The following is a 21,665-nucleotide window of genomic DNA, read 5'->3' as shown; positions in this document are numbered from 1 at the left end:
TTTCCCATCCGGCCCGCTCGCCAAAATTGGCCAATAACGGCCCGGACAGCTCTCATCACGGCATAACGTCGCCTCATACGGGATACCCCGCGTCGTGGCGTTGTGTCACTTTTTCTTTCACCTACGTCACGCAACGGCGCGCGACAGGAGCCAGAGGACATGCAGACCAAGCTGGACGAAGCAAAGGCCGAGCTGCTCGAACGGGCTGCCCGGGTAGCTGAGAACAGCCCGGTCGGGGGGCAACTCGCGATCGGGTCCGAGAACGGGGAGCGTCCGGACCAGGACACCGTTCTCGACTACCTCCAGCGCTACTACCTGCACACCGCTCCCGAGGACCTCACGGACCGGGACCCGGTCGACGTCTTCGGCGCGGCACTCTCCCACTACCGGCTGGCCGAGAACCGTCCCCAGGGGACCGCGAGCGTCCGCGTCCACACGCCCACCGTGGAGGAGAACGGGTGGACGTGCAGCCACTCGGTCGTCGAGGTGGTCACGGACGACATGCCGTTCCTCGTGGACTCCGTGACGAACGAGCTGTCCCGGCAGGGCCGTGGCATCCACGTCGTGATCCACCCGCAGGTCGTCGTCCGCCGTGACCTCACCGGCAAGCTGATCGAGATCCTCACCCCCGAGTCCCGCGACGCGCGCCCGCACGACGCCCTCACCGAGTCCTGGATCCACGTCGAGATCGACCGCGAGACCGACCGCGCCGACCTCAAGCAGATCACCTCCGACCTGCTGCGCGTCCTGTCCGACGTCCGCGAGGCCGTCGAGGACTGGGAGAAGATGCGCGACGCCGCGCTGCGCATCGCCGAGGACCTCCCCCGGGAGCCGGTCGCCGACGACCTGCGCAGTACCGAGATCGAGGAGGCCCGCGAGCTGCTGCGCTGGCTGGCCGACGATCACTTCACCTTCCTCGGCTACCGCGAGTACTCGCTCACCGACGAGGACGCGCTGGCCGCCGTCCCCGGCACCGGCCTCGGCATCCTGCGCTCCGACCCGCACCACAGCGGCGACGAGTCGCACCCCGTCTCGCCGTCGTTCAACCGCCTGCCGCGTGACGCGCGCGCCAAGGCCCGCGAGCACAAGCTCCTCATCCTCACCAAGGCCAACAGCCGCGCCACCGTGCACCGCCCGTCGTACCTGGACTACGTCGGCGTGAAGCGGTTCGACGAGCAGGGCAACGTCATCGGGGAGCGGCGCTTCCTGGGCCTGTTCTCGTCGGCCGCGTACACCGAGTCGGTCCGCCGCGTGCCGGTCATCCGCCGCAAGGTCACCGAGGTCCTCGACAAGGCGGGCTTCTCGCCCAACAGCCACGACGGCCGCGACCTGCTCCAGATCCTGGAGACGTACCCGCGCGACGAGCTCTTCCAGACGCCCGTCGACCAGCTGGAGGCGATCGCCACCAGCGTGCTGTACCTGCAGGAGCGCCGGAGGCTGCGGCTGTACCTGCGCCAGGACGAGTACGGGCGCTACTACTCCGCCCTCGTCTACCTGCCGCGCGACCGCTTCAACACCACCGTCCGGCTGCGGATCATCGACATCCTGAAGGAGGAGCTCGGCGGCACCAGCGTCGACTTCACCGCCTGGAACACCGAGTCGATCCTCTCCCGGCTCCACTTCGTCGTCCGCGTGCCGCAGGGAACCGAGCTCACCCCGCTCACCGACGCCGACGTCGAGCGCATCGAGGGCCGGCTCGTCGACGCCGCCCGCTCCTGGGAGGACGGCTTCGCCGAGGCGCTCAACGCCGAGATGGGCGAGGAGCGCGCCGCCGAGCTGCTGCGCCGCTACGGCAACGCCTTCGCCGAGGGCTACAAGGCCGACCACTCGCCGCGCGCGGCCGTCGCCGACCTGAGCCAGCTGGAGCAGCTGGTGGGAGGCGAGAAGGAGTTTGCCCTCTCGCTGTACGAACCGGTCGGCGCGGGCCCCGGCGAACGCCGCTTCAAGATCTACAAGACGGGCGCGCAGGTTTCCCTCTCCGCCGTGCTGCCGGTCCTCAACCGCCTCGGTGTCGAGGTCGTGGACGAGCGCCCGTACGAGCTGCGCTGCGCGGACCGCACGCATGCGTGGATCTACGACTTCGGGCTGCGCATGCCGCAGTCCACCGCCAACGGCGGCGACTACCTCGCCGACGACGCGCGCGAGCGGTTCCAGGAGGCGTTCGCCGCGACCTGGACCGGCCGCGCCGAGAACGACGGGTTCAACGCGCTCGTGCTGAGCGCCGGGCTGAACTGGCGCGAGGCGATGGTGCTGCGCGCCTACGCCAAGTACCTGCGCCAGGCCGGTTCCACCTTCAGCCAGGACTACATGGAGGACACCCTCCGCAACAACGTCCACACCACCCGGCTGCTGGTGTCGCTCTTCGAGGCCCGTATGGCACCGGAGCGGCAGCGCGCCGGCACGGAGCTGATCGACGGCCTGATGGAGGAGCTCGACGGAGCGCTCGACCAGGTCGCGAGCCTGGACGAGGACCGCATCCTGCGCTCCTTCCTCACCGTCATCAAGGCCACGCTGCGCACCAACTTCTTCCAGAAGGCGCAGAACGGCGAGCCGCACGCGTACGTGTCGATGAAGTTCGACCCGCAGGCCATCCCCGACCTGCCGGCGCCGCGCCCGGCGTTCGAGATCTGGGTGTACTCGCCGCGCGTCGAGGGCGTCCACCTGCGCTTCGGCAAGGTCGCCCGTGGCGGCCTGCGCTGGTCGGACCGGCGCGAGGACTTCCGTACCGAGATCCTGGGCCTGGTCAAGGCGCAGATGGTGAAGAACACCGTCATCGTGCCGGTCGGCGCCAAGGGCGGCTTCGTCGCCAAGCAGCTCCCCGACCCGGCCGTCGACCGTGACGCCTGGATGGCGGAGGGCATCGCCAGCTACCGCACCTTCATCTCGGCGCTGCTCGACATCACCGACAACCTCGTCGGCGGCGAGGTCGTGCCGCCGCAGGACGTCGTGCGGCACGACGAGGACGACACGTACCTCGTCGTCGCGGCCGACAAGGGCACGGCGACCTTCTCCGACATCGCCAACGAGGTCGCGGTCGCGTACGGCTTCTGGCTCGGCGACGCCTTCGCGTCCGGCGGCTCGGCCGGTTACGACCACAAGGGCATGGGCATCACGGCCCGCGGCGCCTGGGAATCGGTCAAGCGCCACTTCCGCGAGCTCGGGCACGACACGCAGACGCAGGACTTCACGGTCGTCGGCGTCGGCGACATGTCCGGGGACGTGTTCGGCAACGGCATGCTCCTCAGCGAGCACATCCGGCTGGTCGCCGCCTTCGACCACCGTCACATCTTCATCGACCCGAACCCGGACGCGGCCGTCTCGTACGCCGAGCGGCGCCGGCTGTTCGAGCTGCCCCGCAGCTCCTGGGCCGACTACGACAAGGAGCTGCTGTCCGCGGGCGGCGGCATCCACCCCCGTACGGCCAAGTCGATCCCGGTCAACGGGCACATGCGCACGGCCCTCGGCATCGAGGACGGCGTCACCAAGCTCACCCCGGCCGAGCTGATGAAGGCGATCCTCAAGGCCCCGGTGGACCTGCTGTGGAACGGCGGCATCGGCACCTACGTCAAGGCCGTCACCGAGACGCACGCCGACGTCGGCGACAAGGCCAACGACGCCATCCGGGTCGACGGCGAGGACCTGCGCGTCAAGGTCGTCGGCGAGGGCGGCAACCTGGGCCTGACCCAGCTGGGCCGCATCGAGTTCGCCCGCAAGGGCGGACCCGATGGCCTCGGCGGCAGGATCAACACCGACGCCATCGACAACAGCGCGGGCGTGGACACCTCCGACCACGAGGTGAACATCAAGATCCTGCTCAACGCGCTCGTCGCGGACGGCGACATGACCGTCAAGCAGCGCAACAAGATCCTCGCCGAGATGACGGACGAGGTCGGCGCGCTGGTGCTGCGCAACAACTACGCCCAGAACGTGGCCCTGGCCAACGCGGTCGAGCAGTCCCCGTCCCTCCTCCACGCCCACCAGCGCTTCATGCGCCGGCTGAGCCGCGAGGGGCACCTGGACCGGGCGCTGGAGTTCCTGCCCAACGACCGCCAGATCCGTGAGCTGCTCAACAACAGGCACGGCCTGAGCCAGCCCGAGCTGGCCGTGCTGCTCGCCTACACCAAGATCACGGTGGCGGAGGAGCTGATCCACACGGATCTGCCCGACGACCCCTACCTGCGCGAGCTGCTGCACGCGTACTTCCCGTCGAAGCTGCGCGAGGAGTTCCCGGCGCAGATCGACGCGCACGCGCTGCGCCGCGAGATCATCACGACGGTCATGGTCAACGACACCGTCAACACCGGTGGCTCGACCTTCCTGCACCGGCTGCGCGAGGAGACGGGCGCGTCGACGGAGGAGATCGTCCGGGCGCAGGCCGCCGCCCGTGCGATCTTCGGGCTCAGCGCGGTGTGGGACGCCGTCGAGGCGCTCGACAACAAGGTCCCGGCCGACGTCCAGACCCGGATCCGGCTCCACTCGCGCCGCCTGGTGGAGCGCGGCACGCGCTGGCTGCTCAACAACCGGCCGCAGCCGCTGCAGCTCGCCGAGACCATCGAGTTCTTCGCCGAGCGCGTGGAACTGGTCTGGGCGCAGATGCCGAAGATGCTGCGCGGCGCGGACCAGGAGTGGTACGAGCAGATCGTCGAGGAGCTGACCACGGCGGGCGTTCCGGACGAGCTCGCGCTCCGCGTGGCCGGGTTCTCGTCGGCCTTCCCGACGCTCGACATCGTCGCGATCGCGGACCGGACGGGCAAGGACCCGATGGCGGTCGCCGAGGTCTACTACGACCTGGCGGACCGGCTGTCCATCACCCAGCTGATGGACCGGATCATCGAGCTGCCGCGTGCCGACCGCTGGCAGTCCATGGCCCGCGCCTCGATCCGCGAGGACCTGTACGCGGCGCACGCGGCGCTCACCGCGGACGTGCTGTCGGCCGGGAACGGAACCGCGACGCCCGAGGAGCGGTTCGCGGCCTGGGAGCAGCGGAACGCCGCGATCCTCGGCCGGGCGCGTACGACGCTGGAGGAGATCCAGAGCTCGGAGGACTTCGACCTGGCGAACCTGTCGGTGGCGATGCGCACGATGCGGACGCTGCTGCGTCAGCACAGCTGAGCCGCCGCCGTCGTCGCGGCGGAGCGGACACGAGGGGCGCCCACCGGTTCCGGCCGGTGGGCGCCCCTCGCCCGTGTCCGCCGCCGTGTGCCGGGGTCCCCGGGCGGGGCGGGTCCCGGGTTCCTCAGACGTCCAGGGGGCCGGGTGCCGGGGCCGGGTCGTGCACCGGTTCCTCGTCGTCCTCGGGGCTGCCCGGGAACATCAGCCAGGCACTGGCGCTGATCAGGCCCATCGACGTCAGCCCCAGGGCGAGGCGGCCCAGCCGCAGGGCGCCCTCCCAGTGATGCGGACTTCCGAAGACGATCCAGAATCCCAGGGCGGCCCCGGTGACCAGCACGATCACCGCGCAGACGCGGCGCAGAACGATATTCATACGTTCATGATCGCAGTCGGCGGGTGCCGGCCGTGACGGGATGTCAGGTCCGGACGGTCGACGTCCACAGCCGGCGGCAGGACAGCAGCGCCGCGGCGACCAGCAGCCCGTTGCGGGCGGCCACCACCCCGCAGCCGAGCGGCGTGACGGCGATGACCTCGTCGTACAGGACGGGGTACGCCAGCGCGCTGAGCGCCGCGGCGGGCAGCAGCAGGAGGGCGACGGGCCGCTGCCGGGTGTGCCGGGAGGTGAGGCAGACCGCCGCCAGGCCCACCAGCCACACCATGTACTGCGGGCTGATCACGCGGCTGGTGACCGTGAAGAGGAGCACCGCGGCCAGGGCCGCGTCCAGCGGGGTGGCCGGGGACCAGCGGCGCGAGCGGACGCGCCACACCACCAGCCAGGCGAGGGCGGCGGCGGTGAGGGCCAGGGCGGCGTGCGCCACGCCCGAGGCGTGAGGGCCCGTCAGCTCGAAGGCGCCGTAGCGGTACTGGACCGCTCCCGGCCAGCCGGTGAGCCGGGCCAGCGAGAGCGCGGTGCCGCCGAGCGACTCGATCTGCACGCCCCGGCTGCCCTGCTGGCGCAGGAAGCCGAGGGTGTGCGAGAAGCCGAGCACGAGCGCCGCGAGCAGCGCGGCGGACGTCAGCGCGGCGGACGCCCAGGCCCGGCGGGTGGTGCGCCCGCGGGGCGTGCCCAGCAGCGCGAGCACCGGCCACACCTTCACCAGGGCGCCCAGTCCGGCGAGTGCGCCGCCGAGCCGGGGCTTCGGCCGCCGGGCGGCGAGGGCCAGCAGGGCGAACACCGCGAAGGCGGTGACCTGGACGTCGTACCGGGCGAGCGGCAGGTGCAGCAGGAGCGCCAGGCCGCAGGTCCACAGCCAGGCGCCGGTCGCGCCCAGGCTTCCGCCGCCCTCGCCCCTGCCGCCCGACCGGGCGAGCGCGACGGTGACGGCGGCGTCCGCGGCGAGCGTGAGGGCGACGAACGCCTGGTAGTACGTCAGCCCGGGGAGCGCGCCGGGGGCGAGCAGCACCAGGCCGGCGGCGGGCGGGTACTGCCAGGTGACGTCGTCCGGCGGGAAGGTGCCGAGGGCGAGCAGGTCGTACCAGTGCCGGTACAGGACGTACACCTCGCGTCCGACGCCTCCGATGCCGAGCGTGTCGTGCCACAGCAGCAGGAGCATCCCGGCGCGGGTGAGGATCCACGCGGCCGTCAGGGCGAGCGGGGCGGGGAGGGCGGAGGGGGCGCGTGCGGTGCGACCAGCGGCGCCGGTCCGGTACGTGGTCGTCATCGCAGTGCACTTTATGTCGATTGTGTGCCTGTTTTACTTATTTCCTCTTCGTGTACGCCTCGTACGCGTCGACGACCTCCGCCGACGGCCCGTCCATCAGGATCGTCCCCGACTCCAGCCAGATGGCGCGGTCGCAGGTCTGCTTGATGGTCGAGTTGCTGTGGCTGACCAGGAACACCGTGCCGGCCTCGGCGCGGAGCTGGTTGATGCGTTCCTGGCTGCGGGCGCGGAACCTGGCGTCGCCCGTGGCCAGCGCCTCGTCGATGAGCAGGACGTCGTGGCTCTTGGCGGCGGCGATGGCGAAGCGCAGCCGGGCGCCCATGCCGGAGGAGTACGTCCGCATGGGCAGGGAGACGAAGTCGCCCTTGTCGTTGATCCCGGAGAAGTCGACGATCTCCTGGTAGCGGGCGCGGACCTCCTCGCGCGACATGCCCATCGCGAGGCCGCCGAGGATGACGTTGCGCTCGCCGGTCAGGTCGCCCATCAGTGCGGCGTTCACTCCGAGCAGGGACGGCTGGCCCTGGGTGTAGATGCGGCCGCGGCTGGTGGGCAGCAGGCCCGCGATCGCCTTCAGCAGGGTCGACTTGCCCGAGCCGTTGGACCCGATCAGCCCGATGGCCTCGCCCTTGTACGCGGCGAAGCTGACGCCCTTGACCGCGTGGACGGTACGGGTGCCCGGTGCCGCCCGGCGGCGGCTCAGCAGGCGCCGGAGGGGGCTCCCGGGGGACGCGCCCGCGTGCGCCGCGCCCGCGCCCTGGACGGTGTAGGTGATGTGGGCGTCGTCGACGACGACGGTCGGGATCCTCGCGGAGTCAGCCACGGCCGTAGGTCTCCTCTGCCTTCCAGAAGTAGATGAAGCCGGCCGCGAAGGCGAGCAGCGCCCAGCCGGCCGCGACGGCCCAGACGTGCGGCGGCAGGCGGTCGGCGGTGAAGCTGTCGATGAACGCGAAGCGCACGAGGTCGATGTAGACGGCCGCCGGGTTGTACTGGAGGGCCACGCCGACGGCGTGCGGCACGCGCTCGTCCGCGAGGACCTTGTCGATGCTCCACATCACGCCCGACACGTACATCCAGGTGCGCAGGACGAACGGTGTCAGCTGGGCGATGTCGGGGGTGTGGGCGGCGAGGCGGGCCATCGTCATCGAGACGCCCGTGTTGAAGAGGAACTGCAGCAGCAGGACGGGCGCGGCGAGCAGCCAGGACCAGCCGGGGCGGACGCCGAAGCAGAAGAGGATGACGACGAGCGCGCCCAGCGAGAACGCCAGCTGCTGGAGCTGCTGGAGTGCGAGGGAGACGGGCAGGCTCGCGCGGGGGAAGTGCAGGGCGCGCACCAGGCCGAGGTTGCCGCTGATGGCACGGGTGCCGGCGGTGATCGAGCTGGAGGTGAACGTCCAGATGAACACGCCGGTGACGAGAAAGGGTACGTAGTCCGGGACACCGTGCCGGGTGTTCATCAGCACGCCGAAGATGAAGAAGTAGACGGTGGCGTTGAGCAGCGGGTTCATCAGCTGCCACACCTGGCCGAGCCTGGCCTGGCTGTACTGGGCGGTGAGGCGGGCCGTCGCGAAGGCGGTGATGAAGTGGCGCCGCGACCAGAGCCGGCGGGCGTACTCGGTGAGGGGTGGCCTGGCGCCGCTGACGGTCAGTCCGTGAGTGAGCGCGAGCTCCCGCAGGTCCTCCTCGGGCACGGGCGCCTCGTCGAACCGCATCCGCACGGCCGGGTGCGGCGCGGTGTCCGCGGGGCGCGCGCCCCCGGGCGGTGCGGGTGCGGTCGGGGACCGCAGGTCGGCCGTGTATGTGGTCACTCGGGCCCCTCGGGTCGGAACGGAACCGTATCGTCGCTACGAGGAGCGTAGGTCGCTCGTACGTCGGAACGCAACCGTCCCGTCGTGACGAAGCTGTCGCGCTATGATCCGGGGCATGACTCCACCGCCGCCCCCCGGCAGCCCGCGCCGCGCCCCAGCGGGGGCCGCGGTGCTCCGCGAGGACGTGACGGAGGCGATCCGCGCCGCCGTCTTCGAGGAACTCGCGGCCGTCGGCTTCGCCCGTATGTCCATCGAGGGCATCGCCCGGCGCGCGGGCGTCGGCAAGACCGCCGTCTACCGGCGCTGGAAGTCCAAGCTGTCGCTCGTCCTCGACCTGCTGACCGCCTTCGCGACGCAGGGCCTCCCCGCCCCGGCCACCGGTTCGCTGTACGGGGACGTCCGCGCCCTCCTGGAGGTCGCGGCCCACGCCCTGCGTCACCCCGTCGCCTCGCAGGTCATCCCGGACCTGCTGGTGGAGGCGGCCCGCCACCCCGAGATCGCCGACGCCGTCCGGTCCGCCCTGCTGGACAGTCAGCAGGGCGTGGCCGCGGCCGTCGTGCGGGACGCGGTGGCGCGTGGCGAGCTGCCGCGGGACGTCGAGCCGGACCGCGCGCTCGACCTGATCATCGGGCCCCTGTACTGGCGGCTCGTCGTCGTCCGCTCCCCGCTCCCCGAGGGATACCTGGACGACCTCGCCGCGGCGGCGGTGGCGGCGCTCACCTCCCGGGAGGGGTCGTCACCCGCTCGGCCGCGCGAGGAGTGACGCCGGGCGTTCCGGGCGGTTGAGCCTGCCGTCACGAAAGGACGGTGGGCCGACAGTGCGTGCACTCGACATCGACGGGGCGTGGGTCATGGAGCCGCGGGTGTTCCACGACAGCAGGGGCAGCTTCCACGAGTGGTTCCGGGCGCCGGACCTCCACCGGGCCGCCGGGCACGGGCTGGGCCTCGCGCAGGCCAACTGCTCGGTGTCCAGCCGCGGCACCCTGCGCGGCGTCCACTTCGCCGACGTGCCCCCGGGGCAGGCCAAGTACGTGACGTGCGTGCGCGGCGCCGTCCTCGACGTCGTCGTCGACCTCCGCACCGGATCGCCCACCTACCGGGCCTGGGAGGCGGTGCGGCTGGACGACCGCGACCACCGGGCCCTGTACCTCGCCGAGGGGCTCGGCCACGCCTTCATGGCGCTCACGGACGACGCGACCGTCGTCTACCTCTGCTCGCGCGGCTACGCCCCCGCCCGCGAGCACGGCATCCATCCGCTCGACCCGGACCTCGCCATCGCGTGGCCGGACGGCCTCGCCCCCGTGCTGTCCGGCAAGGACGCGGCCGCTCCCACGCTCGCGGAGGCCGAGCGGGCGGGCCTGCTGCCGTCGTACGAGGCGTGCGCCGCCTGGTACGCGGCGCTGCGCGCGTCCCGGGCGGCCGGCCGGCCCCGCGTTCCGGCCGGCCGCTGAGGGAGGCCCGCCGGGCAGGGGCGGATAAGGACGATCCTGGAGAAATCGCCCCCGGGGTCTCCCGGGATCTCCCGTGACGTGCGGCACCGCAGGGGTGCCCGCACGTCACGGGAGGCGGGATCAGTCGCGCTGCGCGCCGACCGGGAGCGACCGCAGCTTCATGGTCGCGGCGGTCGTGGAGCCGAAGCCGTAGTCGAGCATCTTCGCGGCGTCGCGGTAGCGGTCGGTGCCGTTGAGGACGACACCGATGTACGTCTTGGTGCCGCGGGTGGCGGCGAAGACGAGGCAGGGGCCGGCGGCCGTGCCGGTGCCGGTCTTGATGCCGTTGGCGCCGCTGTAGGAGCCCAGCAGCTTGTTGGTGTTGTACCAGGTGTACGTGCGGGTGCCGCCCGTGCTGGTGGTGGCCGTGCTCTTGTACGAGGTGGCCTTCACGATCGCCTTGAAGTTGGCGTTCGCGTAGGCGTGCCGGGCGATCTTCGCCAGGTCGCGCGGGGTGGTGTAGTTGTTCCCGGCCGACGAGATGCCGTCGAACGAGTCGAACTTCGTGTTCTTCAGGCCCAGCGCGACGGCCTTCTGGTTCATCTTCGCGATGAACGACTGGGTGCGGGCCGCGGATGTCGTGCCGGTGCCGAAGGTGTCGGCGAGCGCGTAGGAGGCGTCGCAGCCGGAGGGCAGCATCGTCGCGTACAGCAGCTGACGGACCGTGACCTTGTCACCGGTGCGCAGGTCGGCGGTGCTCGCGCCGTTGCGGGTGACGTAGTCGCGGTAGGCCTGCTTGACGGTGACCTTGCGGTTGAGGTCCACGCCGGGGGTGCCGAGCACGACCGCGGCGGTCATGATCTTCGTCGTGCTCGCCATCTGGCGGCGCGTGTCGGCGCCCTTGGTGTACTTCACCGCGCCGTTCGACTGGTCCATCAGGTAGCCGCCCGCGGCGCTGATGGTCGGCGCGGTGGCCGCCTGCGCCGGCGAGGCGAGCGGCGAGGCCGTGAGCAGCAGACCGCTGGTGAGGGCGACGGTGGCGGCGCGGCGCACGCCGGTTCGGGTCGATATCAAGGGGAATGCTCCCGTTTCGTCACGTCGAGAAGGGGCCGGGCCGGTAGGCGGACCCCGATACAAGACGTACGAGGCGGTCGTATGGATGTACGGCAGCACTACGTGTGTTCGACCCGGGCCGTCCGCGGTGCCCGCGCCCCTGGAACCGGCCGGCGAGCACCGCGGGCAGCGCCTCGGCCAGCGCCTCCCGCCAGTCCCGAAGGGGCGTCAGGCCCGCGTCCCGCCACCGCCGGTGGGCCAGCACGCTGTACGCGGGGCGCGCCGCCGGGCGGGGGAAGGCCGCGCTCGACGTGGGGCGGACGCGCCCGGGCGCCGCGCCCAGCAGCCGGAAGGTCTCACGGGCGAGGTCGTACCAGGTGCCGTCGCCCGCGCTCGTCGCGTGGTAGACGCCCGGGGGAGCGTCGCGGCGCCCCAGGTCCACCAGGCGCCGCGCCACGTCGGCGCTCCATGTCGGCTGGCCGCGCTGGTCGTCCACCACGTCCACGAAGGGGCGCGACGCCTCCAGCCGGAGCATGGTGCGGACGAAGTTGTCGCCGCCCGCCCCGTACAGCCAGGCCGTCCGCACCACGTAGCCGTCCTCGGGGAGCACCTCCAGGACGGCGCGCTCGCCCGCCAGTTTGGTGCGGCCGTACGCGGTGCGCGGGGCGGGCGCCGCGTCCTCGGCGTACGGCACGCGCGCGCGGCCGTCGAAGACGTAGTCCGTGGAGACGTGCAGCAGCCGCGCGCCCGCCGCGGCGCACGCCTCGGCCAGGTGCCGCACACCCGTGCCGTTCACCGCGAGCGCCTCGGCCTCGTGCGCCTCGGCGTCGTCCACCGCCGTCCAGGCCGCGCAGTTGACGACCACCGTCGGGCGCAGGGCCGACAGCGCGGCCCGTACGGCCGACGGGTCGCGCACGTCCAGCCGGCGGCGCGTGAGGCCGGTCCCCTCACCGCCGAGGCAGGCCAGCACGTCCTGCCCGAGCATGCCGCCCGCGCCCGTGACCAGCCAGGTCACAGCGCCGCCCGGCTCAGCAGGGGCCGCCACCAGGAGCGGTTCTCCCGGTACCAGGCGACCGTCTCCGCCAGGCCCGTCGCGAAGTCCCTGGCCGGCCGGTAGCCGAGCTCGTCGCGGATCTTCGCCCAGTCGACGGAGTACCGCCGGTCGTGTCCCTTGCGGTCCTCGACGTGGTCCACCCGGGACCAGTCCGCACCGCAGGCGTCGAGCAGCGCGCCGGTGAGCTCGCGGTTGGACAACTCCGTGCCGCCGCCGACGTTGTAGACCTCGCCCGCGCGGCCCCGCGTCCGGACCAGCTCGATCGCGCGCACGTGGTCGTCGACGTGCAGCCAGTCCCGTACGTGCGAGCCGTCCCCGTACAGCGGCACCCGGCCGCCCTCCAGCAGGCGGGTGATGAAGAGGGGGACGGCCTTCTCGGGGAAGTGGTACGGGCCGTAGTTGTTCGAGCAGCGCGTCACCCGCACGTCCAGGCCGTGGGTGCGGTGGTACGCGAGGGCGATCAGGTCGCTGGACGCCTTGGAGGCGGCGTACGGCGAGTTGGGCCGTACGGGCTCGTCCTCCGTCCACGAGCCCGTCTCGATCGAGCCGTACACCTCGTCCGTGGAGATGTGGACGAAGCGGGGGACGCGATGGCGCAGCGCCGCGTCCAGCAGCGTCTGCGTGCCCAGCACGTTCGTGCGGACGAACTCGGCGGCGCCGAGGATGGAGCGGTCCACGTGCGACTCGGCGGCGAAGTGGACGATGCCGTCGTGCTCGGAGACGAGCTTGTCGACCAGGTCCGCGTCCCGGATGTCGCCGTGCACGAAGGCGAAGCCGGGGTGACCGCGGACCGGGTCGAGGTTGGCGGGGTTGCCGGCGTAGGTGAGGCGGTCGAGGACCGTCACCTCGAGGTGGCCGGGCCCCGAGAGCCCCAGCAGCGTGCGGACGTAGTGCGAGCCGATGAATCCGGCGCCGCCGGTCACCAGGAGGCGGGTGACGGGGGTGGTCATGAGGAGATCTGCACCTTGCTGTGATCGCCGAGCACCAGACGGTGGGCGGCCGGGATGGGCGGAGCGGGGGTGATTTCGACGTTACGGCCGATGAGGGACGCCTCCACGCGCCCCACGCCGTGCAGCGACGAGCCGCTGAGCACGATGGAGTACTCGATCTCACTGTCCGTCACCCGGCAGTTCTCGGCGATCGAGGTGGAGGGGCCGATGTAGGAGTTCTCCACCGCCGTGCCCGCCCCGATGACGACCGGGCCGACGATGCGGGAGCCGCGCACGCGCGCGCCGGCGCCGATGCGGACCCGGCCGATGATCTCGGTGGCGGCGTCGACCGAGCCCTCGTTGGCCGGGGAGAGCAGCTCCAGGACGGATCGGTTCACCTCCAGCATGTCCTCGACGTTCCCGGTGTCCTTCCAGTAGCCGGAGACGATCGTCGACGTGACCGTGTGCCGTGCGTCGATGAGCCACTGCAGGGCGTGGGTGATCTCCAGTTCGCCGCGCGCGGACGGCCGGATCGCGCGGACGGCCTCGTGCACGGCGGGGGAGAACAGGTACACCCCGACCAGCGCGAGGTCGCTGCGCGGGTGGGCCGGCTTCTCCTCCAGGCGGGCCACCCGCCCCTCCACGTCGAGCTCGGCGACGCCGAAGGCGCGCGGGTCGGGCACCTTGGTGAGGAGGATCTGCGCGTCCGGGCGGGTCGAGCGGAATTCCTCGACCAGGTCGGTGATCCCGCCGACGATGAAGTTGTCCCCCAGGTACATCACGAAGTCGTCGTCGCCGAGGAAGTCCCGGGCGATCAGCACGGCGTGGGCGAGGCCCAGCGGCGCGTGCTGCGGGAGGTAGGTCACCCGCAGGCCGAAGCGCGCGCCGTCGCCGACGGCGCCCCGGATCTCCCCGGCCGTGTCGGGCGCGACGATGATCCCGACGTCCCGGATCCCGGCGGCGGCGATCGATTCGAGCCCGTAGAAGAGCACCGGTTTGTTGGCGACGGGCACGAGCTGTTTGGCGGAGGTGTGCGTGATGGGGCGCAGCCGGGTCCCGGCTCCTCCGGAGAGTACGAGTGCTTTCACTGGGCCTGCCTCAGCTGGGCGGTGACAAGGTGCGGGGCGCGAAAGAGAGTTGAGCGCCACGAATTACGTACGACCGTGAGCCATACGTGTGATTCATTAAATCCCTTTCGGGGCTATAACATGCGTACTGTTAACTCTGGTGCGGTTTAAGTGTGTTTATAGGTGCTTCGCGTTGTACCGTCGGTATTGCTACGTTCGTCCACCATGAGCGTCCGAATGTCGTCCCTGTCCTGGGACGTGCGAAAGGCCCGGATCGCCGTCCTCGTCGTCGCGGCGATCGCGTTCGTCTCGAAGGTCGCGCTTGCGGCGTCCACCCGCGGGCCCGCCGATGTGCGGTTCTTCTGGGGCTTCGCGCGGGCCATCGCCCGGACGGACCCCGTCCGCGTCTACGCCGAACCGCTGCCGTGGCTGCCCGTCTACAACCACCCGCCGCTGGCGAGCTGGATGCTGCTCGGCATGGAGTGGCTCGCCCAGCACGGGGTCCCGTGGCGGCCGCTGATCCGCTTCCCGGCCTGCCTGGCCGACCTCATCACCGTGCTGCTGGTGTTCGAGATCGTACGGAGGCGGGCCCGGCTGCGGACGGCCGTCGCCTGCGCGCTGGGCGCGGCCCTGTGCCCGGTCCTGGTGGCGACCTCCGGCTACCACGGGAACACCGACTCGGTCGCCGTCATGTTCGCCTTCGCCGCCGCGTACCTGCTCACCGACCGGAGGATGCCGAGGGCGGCCGGGGTCGCCGCGGCGCTCTGCGTCAGTGTGAAGATCGTCCCCGTCGTGGCGGTGCCGCTGCTGTTCGTCGCCGCCCTGCGCGCCGGGCGGCCGGTCCTGCTCCGGTTCACGGCCGGGTTCTCGGCGGTGTTCCTCGTGATCTGGGGGCCGGTGCTCGCCACCGTGCCGGGCGCGCTCAAGGCGAACGTGCTGGAGTACGCGGGCGGCAACTTCAGCTTCTGGGGCATCATCCGCTTCGCCCGCTGGGCGGGCGTGCCGGAGCCGTACGTGGCCCTCGCCCGCGGTGACGGCCACTTCCTGATCGTGGCCGCCATCATGGCCGCCGGGGCGTGGCTCGCCTGGCGGCGGCCCGCCGACACGCCCGTCGCCGTCGCCGTCTCGCTCGGCCTCCTTCTCGCCCTGAGCACCGCGTCCGGCGTGCAGTACCTGGCCTGGCCGGCCGCCGGGCTCTTCGTCATCGGCCTGTGGCAGGGGATGGCGTACGGCGTCGTCGTCGGCGGCGTGACCGCCTCCGTCTACTCCGGGCAGCGGCCCGTCCACTGGACCGACACCGAGATGGCCTTCGGCGCCCTCGGGTGGGCCGTGCTCGTGGTGTGCGTGGCGACCGGTGTCCACCGCCTCCTCGGCGGGGCGGAACCCCCCGGCCCGGTCCCCGCGGTGGACATCGCCAAGCCGCGTACCGAGACGCGGCCGGCCCCCTCAGCCACCTGACCCCGTGTGCCCCGACACCCGAGAGTGGAGAAGTCCCGTGAGTCCCGACAGCCCCGCCGCCGGCCCCCGCATCGGCATCCTCGTCGTCGCGTACAACGCCGAGTCCACCCTGGAGAAGACCCTCGACCGCATCCCCGCCGGCTTCCGGCCGAGGATCGCCGAGATCCTCATCCTCGACGACGCCAGCCACGACGCGACCTTCACCGCCGGCTGCCGCTGGTCCCAGCTCGCCGGCATGCCGCCCACCGTCGTCATGCGCCACACCAAGAACCTCGGCTACGGCGGCAACCAGAAGGCCGGTTACGCCCTCGCGGCCGAGCGGGGGCTCGACATCATCGTCCTGCTCCACGGCGACGGGCAGTACGCCCCCGAGCTGCTGCCGCAGATGGTCGAGCCGCTCGAACGCGGCGAGTGCGAAGCCGTCTTCGGCTCCCGCATGATGCGCCCCCGGGACGCCCTGCGGGGCGGCATGCCCGCGTACAAGTGGCTCGGCAACCGCATCCTGACCCGGCTGGAGAACAAGCTCCTCGGGTCCTCCCTCACCGAGTTCCACTCCGGCTACCGCGCCTACAAGGTCGACGCCCTGCGCCGGCTCCCCATCGAGCGCAACACCGACGCCTTCGACTTCGACACCCAGATCATCGTGCAGATGGCCGACGCCGGGATGCGCATCAAGGAGATCCCCATCCCCACCTACTACGGGGACGAGATCTGCTACGTCAACGGCCTGCGCTACGCCAAGGACGTCGTCAAGGACGTCCTCGAATACCGGCTGGCCAAGAAGGGCTTCGGCACCTGCGGCTGGATCCCCAAGCCGGTCGAGTACGCCTTCAAGGAGGGCGACGGCTCCTCGCACGCCGTCATCCTCGACCGGATGCGCTCCCTGGCCCCGGGCCGCGTCCTCGACGTCGGCTGCTCCGGCGGCCTGTTCGCCGAACGCCTCGAAGCCCTCGGCCACCGGGTCACCGGCATCGACTGCGTCGAGGTCGAGGGGGTCCGCGACCGGTGCTCCGGCGGCTTCGTCCTCGCCGACCTGGAGGAGGGGCTGCCCGACGGCATCGGCGACGGGTACGACTACGTCGTCGCCGGGGACGTCATCGAGCACCTCGCCCGGCCCGAACGGCTGCTCGCCCAGCTGCGCGACGTCCTGCGCCCCGACGGGCACGTCCTGCTGTCCGTACCGAACTTCGGGCACTGGTACTCGCGGCTGCGCGTGGCGCTCGGCATCTTCGACTACGACCGGCGCGGCATCCTCGACGAGACGCATCTGCGCTTCTTCAGCCGCGCCAGCCTGCGCCGCACCGTGCGCTCCGCCGGCTACGACGTGCTGTCGATCCGCGCCACCGGCGCGCCCTTCTGGTCGGTGCTCGGCGGCGGACCGGCCGCCAGGGCGCTCGGCGGTCCGTCGAAGCTGCTGACCCGGATCCGGCCCACCCTCTTCGGCTACCAGTACGTCGCACTGCTCACCCCGCATGCGGCGCGGACGATCATCGCTGGGGAGCACATCGATGTCCAGGACATCCTCAACCGTCAGTTCGTCCCCGCCGACGTCCCCGCGGCCGGTCGCGCCGACCGCGTCGGCGTGTGAGAGGCGGACGTTGACCCCGGCCAGCCTCCTGCTGCTGCTGTTCGCGGTGTTCTCCTCGGCGGCCGGGCAGATCATGCTCAAGCACGGCATGCGCGCCGCCGCCACCGCCGCCGAGCGGGCCGGCGGCTCCCTCGCCGCCCGCGCCGCGACGACACCCTGGGTGGTGCTCGGCCTCACCGTCTTCGCGGTGTCCGCCGTGGCGTGGATGTCCACCCTCGCCCGGGTGCCGCTGTCGGTCGCGTACCCCTTCAACGCCCTGGGCTACCTGCTGATCGTGCTGGCCGGCTCGACCCTGCTGCACGAGCGGACCTCCCCGTGGACCTGGGCCGGCTCGTTGCTCGTCGTGATCGGACTGATCACCGTCTTCGCCGGTCAACGTCATTAGGGGACGTCCTGCGGAGGCTGCCGGCCGGGCGGCCGGCGGCCGGGCACGAGCAGCCTCTCCCGCTGCCCCGCGCGAGCTTCCCCGGCGCCGACACCGGCCGCCCGAGCCCCCGCTGTCCATCGGGCGCCGGGGGAGGCACCCTCCTTCCGCCTCGCATCCGCACCCCCCGGACCACGCTCACGATCCGGCCTGCTCCCCAGGGCAGGCCCCAGCCCCGGAAGGACTCCATGGCCCGTCTCAGCGTCGTCGTGTCCGGCCGCGCCCCGCTCAGCCGGCTGCGCGCCTGCCTGGAGAGCGTCATCGCCCAGCCGTACGCCCACCTCGACGTCGTCGTGACCGTCCCGCTCGACGACACCCCGGCCCGCGCGCTCGCCGAGGCCCACGAGATGCGCGACCCGCGCGTTCTCGTGGTGCCCGTCTCGCCGCACGCGCCCGCGGCCACCGCCCGGGCCGCCGCGGTGCGGGCCGCCACCGGGACGTACCTGCAGTTCCTGCACCCCGACGACCTGCTGCCCGAGGGGGCGGCGGCCGCCCTCGCCGCGCGCCTGCCGGCGGAGGCGCCGGACGCGCCCGACGTGCTGGTGTGCGACCACCGCGTGGCCCACTGGTGGGACGACGCCGCCCCCAGCGGCGACACCGAGCTCCTCACCCGTCCGCCGGGCCCCGCCCGCCTCGCCGAGCGGCCCGCGCTGCTGGACCTGGCCCCCGTGCTCGGCGCCCGGCTCGTCAGCGCCCGGCTCCTCGACGAGCACCCCGAGCTCGTCGCCACGGAGGGCCACGACGAGCTGTACCTGGCGTACGCCGTGCTGCTGATGGCGCGGAGCGTCGCCTGCTGCGACACCGTGGCGCTCATCCACCGCAAGGACCGCCCCGCCCAGCGGCGCGCCGCCGGCCCCGAGCGGCACTTCGCCGCCTTCGGCCAGTACGAGCGGCTCCACCGGCTGGCCGTCGCCCGCGACGCTCCGCCCGCCGTCCGCCACCGGCTCTACGACCGGATGACCGGCGACTACCTGTCCACGCTCGCCCGCCGCGACGAACTGCCCCCCGCCCTGGTGCCCGAGTACTTCCGCCGCGCCGCCGCCCACGCGTCCCGCCTCCGCCCCGAGGGCCACCGCGGCCCGGGCGGCCTCGACGGCGTGCGCCACCACCTCCTCACCCGGGGCGCCGCCCTTCCCTACCGGGCGCTGCGGGCCGCCAACGACAGGCGCCGCGCCGCCGGCGCCACCGTGGCGGCCCGCGCCGAGCAGCTGGCGGCCGTACGTACCCGGCGCCGCTACCGCAGGACCCTGCGCCGCCGCCTGGACGAGGACCTCGCGGTCTTCTCCGCGTACTGGGGGCGCGGCGTGCACTGCAACCCGGCCGCCATCGCCGCCGAACTCACCGAACTCGCCCCCGACATCCGCCAGGTGTGGATCACCGAGGAGGACCGCGTCCCGCTGCTGCCGCCCGACACCGACCACGTCGTCCCCGGCAGCGCCCGCTACTGGGACGTCCTCGCCCGCGCCAAGTACCTGGTCAACAATGTCAACTTCCCCAACGACGTGGTCAAACGGCCGGGCAGCATCCACGTCCAGACCCACCACGGCACGCCGCTCAAGCGCATGGGCGTCGACCAGCGCGACCACCCGGCCGCCGCCCAGGGCCTCGACTTCGAGGCGCTGCTTGAGCGCATCGACCGCTGGGACTACAGCATCTCGGCCAACAGCCACTCCACCGAGACCTGGGCCCACGCCTACCCCTCCGGCTACCGGTCCCTCGACTACGGCTATCCCCGCAACGACGTCTACTACCGGGCCACCGCCGAGGACGTCCTGGCCGCCCGCGCACGCCTCGGCATCGAACCCGGCCGCCGGGCCGTCCTGTACGCCCCCACCCACCGCGACCACGAAGCCCGCTGGACACCCCGCCTCGACCTGCCGGAACTGGCCGACCGGCTCGGCGACGACACCGTGCTGCTCGTGCGCGGCCACTACTTCCACGACCGGCTGCCGGGACGCACCCGCCACCCCCGCGTGCTCGACGTCACCGGCTGGGACCCCGTCGAGGAGCTCGCGCTCGCCGCCGATGCCCTCCTCACGGACTACTCGTCGCTGATGTTCGACTACGCCAACCTCGACCGGCCCATCGTCATCCACGCCGACGACTGGGAGACGTACACCCGCGTCCGGGGCGTCTACTTCGACCTGACGGCCGAGGCCCCGGGCCCCGTCGCCCGCAGCCGGGCCGACCTCACCGACATCCTCACCTCCACCGCCTGGTGCGACGAGACCGCCCGCAAACAGCGCCAGGACTTCCGGCTGCGGTTCTGCGAGTACGACGACGGGCACGCCGCCGAGCGCGTCGTACGCCGCGTCTTCCTGGGCGAGGGCGAGGAGGGCCTGCCGCCCGTGCTGCCGGTCGGCCGGCGCACCCCCGCCCCCACCCCCGAGGAGGCCGCACGCCGATGACGACCCTCCCCGACGTCACCGTCACCGTCATCGTCCACAACGACGCCGCACGGCTGCCGCGCGCCGTCGCCTCCGTGCGCGCGCAGACCCACCGCGGCCTGGAGATCGTCATCAGCGACGACCACTCCACGGACGCCACCCCCGACGTCGCGGCCGCGCTCGCCGCCAAGGACGACCGGATCCGCGTGCTGCGCCTGGAGCAGAACAGCGGCGGCTGCTCCGCGCCCCGCAACCGCGCCCTGGAGATCGCCCGCGCCCCGTTCCTGATGTTCCTGGACAGCGACGACGAACTGCCCCCGCGGGCGGTGGAACTGCTGCTCGCCGCCCACCGGGAGACGGAGGCGGACTTCGTGATGGGCGCCGTGGAGCGGGTGCGCACCGACACCGGCGCCACCACCACCTGGATGGCACCGCTCTTCGGCCACCGCCGCACGGTCCACGGCATCGCCGAGGAGCCGCGGATGCTCTTCGAGCCGCTGTCGACCAACAAGATGTACCGCCGGGAGTTCCTAGACCGGCACGGCCTGCGCTTCCCCGAGGGCCTGCACTACGAGGACCAGCTCTTCTCGGCCCAGGCGTACACCCTCGCCCGCGCCTTCACCGTCATCACCGAACCCGTCTACCGCTGGTACATCGCCCCCCACGCCGCTCGCGAAGCGGCGACCATCTCCAACCGGCGGCACCTGATGTCCAACGTGCGCGACCGGATCCGGATCGCGCGGCTCATCGACGCGTTCCTGGCCGAGCAGGGCGTCCCCGCGGCCGTCCGGGAGGAGAAGGACTTCAAGTTCCTCTCCCACGACTTCCGGCTGTACGCGGGGGACCTGCCCCACCGCGAGCCGGCGTGGGTCGCCGGGTTCGCCGCCGAGACCGTGCCCTACCTGGACGGGCTGTGCGCCGCCGCGCACGAGCGGCTGGGCCGCGACGAGCGGGTCGTGATCGGGCTGCTGCGCGAGGGCCGCTACGAGGAGGCGCGGCTGGCCGCCCGGGGCCTCGGCCACGGCGTGGGGCCGCGCCGGACGGTGACGGACCCGGCGCGGGGCCGCATCTACTGGGGCGGCACGCTGCCGGTGGGCGCGGCGGCGCGCGAGGACCTCGACGTGACGGAACTGGATCCGGGGGGCTGCCCGTTCGGCGCCGCCCGCTTCCGGCACGAGATCACCGGGCTCGTCCACGCGGGTGCGGTCGTGGAGCTGGCGGTACGGACGTACGACCCGGGGCTGCGCCTGCCGCTCGCGCCGCAGCCCGCGTCCCTGCACCTCGCGCCGGGCGGGCGGCGCACCACCGTGCCGGTACGGCTGGACCCGGCGGGACGCGGCGTCTTCGAGGGCACCGCACGGCTCGACCTCTCGGCCGTGGCCCTGCCCGTCCACGGCTTCTGGGGCGTGCGCCACCCCGTCCTGGAGGTGACGGACGGGCGTACGAGCAGCACGGGCGTGCTGCTCGCGCCGACGGACTTCACGCCGTTCGAGGTGGCGGGGCCCGCGCGGCACCGGATCACCGTGGAGCCGGAGGGGCACGGTGCGGGGCGGCTGCAGGTGCGGTGGCGGCCCGCCGGCACCGTGGGGCGGCTGCTGGCCCCGGTGGCGCAGCGGGGCGCGGTACGGCGGGTCGCCCGGGCCCTCGTACGCGGCTGAGCGGGTGCAGCCGGCGTCGTCCGAGTCGCTCGCGCCGGG

At 72.6% G+C, this 21,665-nt stretch carries 16 protein-coding genes; 8 read left to right on the top strand and 8 right to left on the bottom strand.

Annotation, left to right across the window (positions count from 1 at the left end; all coding sequences use genetic code 11):
- The first annotated feature begins 159 nt into the window (after positions 1–159).
- Positions 160–5,112 carry an NAD-glutamate dehydrogenase gene (locus IH00_RS0122755; RefSeq protein WP_031076472.1) on the top strand — a complete coding sequence of 1,651 codons (4,953 nt, stop codon included), beginning with the start codon at positions 160–162 and terminating at the stop codon, positions 5,110–5,112.
- A gap of 124 nt (positions 5,113–5,236) precedes the next feature.
- On the opposite strand, the gene IH00_RS37610 is transcribed toward IH00_RS0122755, so the two are convergent.
- Genes IH00_RS37610 through IH00_RS0122735 form a run of 4 tightly spaced genes read right to left on the bottom strand, consistent with a single transcriptional unit; the run spans position 5,237 to position 8,482 of the window.
- Positions 5,237–5,485, bottom strand: coding sequence for a hypothetical protein (locus IH00_RS37610; RefSeq protein WP_039947297.1), 249 nt, complete (start codon positions 5,483–5,485; stop codon positions 5,237–5,239).
- 43 nt (positions 5,486–5,528) lie between these two features.
- Positions 5,529–6,773, bottom strand: a complete 1,245-nt coding sequence (locus IH00_RS0122745) for a glycosyltransferase 87 family protein (RefSeq protein WP_234334930.1) — start codon at positions 6,771–6,773, stop codon at positions 5,529–5,531.
- Positions 6,774–6,810: 37 nt separating this feature from the next.
- Positions 6,811–7,593, bottom strand: a complete 783-nt coding sequence (locus IH00_RS0122740) for an ABC transporter ATP-binding protein (protein WP_031076469.1) — start codon at positions 7,591–7,593, stop codon at positions 6,811–6,813.
- Positions 7,586–8,482: an ABC transporter permease gene (locus tag IH00_RS0122735; protein WP_031076468.1), complete on the bottom strand. Its 897-nt coding sequence runs from the start codon at positions 8,480–8,482 to the stop codon at positions 7,586–7,588. Before IH00_RS0122735 ends, IH00_RS0122740 begins: the two co-directional genes overlap by 8 nt.
- A gap of 211 nt (positions 8,483–8,693) precedes the next feature.
- Between IH00_RS0122735 and IH00_RS0122730 the strand changes: the two genes are divergently transcribed.
- The gene (locus IH00_RS0122730; RefSeq protein ID WP_031076467.1) at positions 8,694–9,341 is read left to right on the top strand and encodes a TetR/AcrR family transcriptional regulator; all 648 of its coding nucleotides are present in this window, start codon (positions 8,694–8,696) and stop codon (positions 9,339–9,341) included.
- Positions 9,342–9,396: 55 nt separating this feature from the next.
- A complete protein-coding gene (locus IH00_RS0122725; protein ID WP_031076463.1) occupies positions 9,397–10,029 on the top strand; it encodes a dTDP-4-dehydrorhamnose 3,5-epimerase family protein in 633 nt (210 codons plus the stop codon).
- A 120-nt stretch (positions 10,030–10,149) separates the two neighbouring features.
- Here IH00_RS0122725 and IH00_RS0122720 read toward each other — a convergent pair whose 3' ends face one another.
- The 4 genes from IH00_RS0122720 to IH00_RS0122705 are packed head-to-tail and all read right to left on the bottom strand — an operon-like array spanning position 10,150 to position 14,132.
- Complete coding sequence (locus IH00_RS0122720) at positions 10,150–11,061, bottom strand: D-alanyl-D-alanine carboxypeptidase family protein (RefSeq protein WP_031076462.1); 912 nt, start codon at positions 11,059–11,061, stop codon at positions 10,150–10,152.
- Between the two features lie 40 nt (positions 11,062–11,101).
- Positions 11,102–12,076, bottom strand: a complete 975-nt coding sequence (gene rfbD / locus IH00_RS0122715; protein WP_078887904.1) for a dTDP-4-dehydrorhamnose reductase — start codon at positions 12,074–12,076, stop codon at positions 11,102–11,104.
- Complete coding sequence (gene rfbB, locus IH00_RS0122710) at positions 12,073–13,065, bottom strand: dTDP-glucose 4,6-dehydratase (protein ID WP_031076459.1); 993 nt, start codon at positions 13,063–13,065, stop codon at positions 12,073–12,075. Before rfbB ends, rfbD begins: the two co-directional genes overlap by 4 nt.
- On the bottom strand, positions 13,062–14,132 hold the full coding sequence (locus IH00_RS0122705; protein WP_031076457.1) for a glucose-1-phosphate thymidylyltransferase: 1,071 nt from the start codon (positions 14,130–14,132) through the stop codon (positions 13,062–13,064). The genes rfbB and IH00_RS0122705 overlap by 4 nt, the downstream gene beginning before the upstream one ends.
- Positions 14,133–14,336: 204 nt before the next feature.
- Here IH00_RS0122705 and IH00_RS0122700 point away from each other — a divergent pair, with 204 nt between their 5' ends.
- The 5 genes from IH00_RS0122700 (at position 14,337) to IH00_RS0122680 (ending at position 21,626) form a co-directional block, all read left to right on the top strand.
- On the top strand, positions 14,337–15,569 hold the full coding sequence (locus IH00_RS0122700) for an ArnT family glycosyltransferase (protein ID WP_234334929.1): 1,233 nt from the start codon (positions 14,337–14,339) through the stop codon (positions 15,567–15,569).
- Positions 15,570–15,606: 37 nt separating this feature from the next.
- On the top strand, positions 15,607–17,157 hold the full coding sequence (locus tag IH00_RS0122695) for a bifunctional glycosyltransferase/class I SAM-dependent methyltransferase (RefSeq protein ID WP_031076454.1): 1,551 nt from the start codon (positions 15,607–15,609) through the stop codon (positions 17,155–17,157).
- Positions 17,158–17,167: 10 nt separating this feature from the next.
- Complete coding sequence (locus tag IH00_RS0122690; RefSeq protein WP_031076452.1) at positions 17,168–17,542, top strand: DMT family transporter; 375 nt, start codon at positions 17,168–17,170, stop codon at positions 17,540–17,542.
- Positions 17,543–17,769: 227 nt separating this feature from the next.
- A complete protein-coding gene (locus IH00_RS0122685) occupies positions 17,770–19,989 on the top strand; it encodes a CDP-glycerol glycerophosphotransferase family protein (RefSeq protein WP_031076451.1) in 2,220 nt (739 codons plus the stop codon).
- Positions 19,986–21,626: a glycosyltransferase family 2 protein gene (locus tag IH00_RS0122680; RefSeq protein WP_031076447.1), complete on the top strand. Its 1,641-nt coding sequence runs from the start codon at positions 19,986–19,988 to the stop codon at positions 21,624–21,626. The genes IH00_RS0122685 and IH00_RS0122680 overlap by 4 nt, the downstream gene beginning before the upstream one ends.
- Positions 21,627–21,665 lie beyond the last annotated feature (39 nt).

This window comes from Streptomyces sp. NRRL S-118 (assembly GCF_000716335.1).
Taxonomy (GTDB): Bacteria; Actinomycetota; Actinomycetes; order Streptomycetales; family Streptomycetaceae; genus Streptomyces.
The sequence above is the reverse complement of the archived record's forward strand: the minus strand, read 5'-3'. Positions and strand labels throughout refer to the sequence as shown.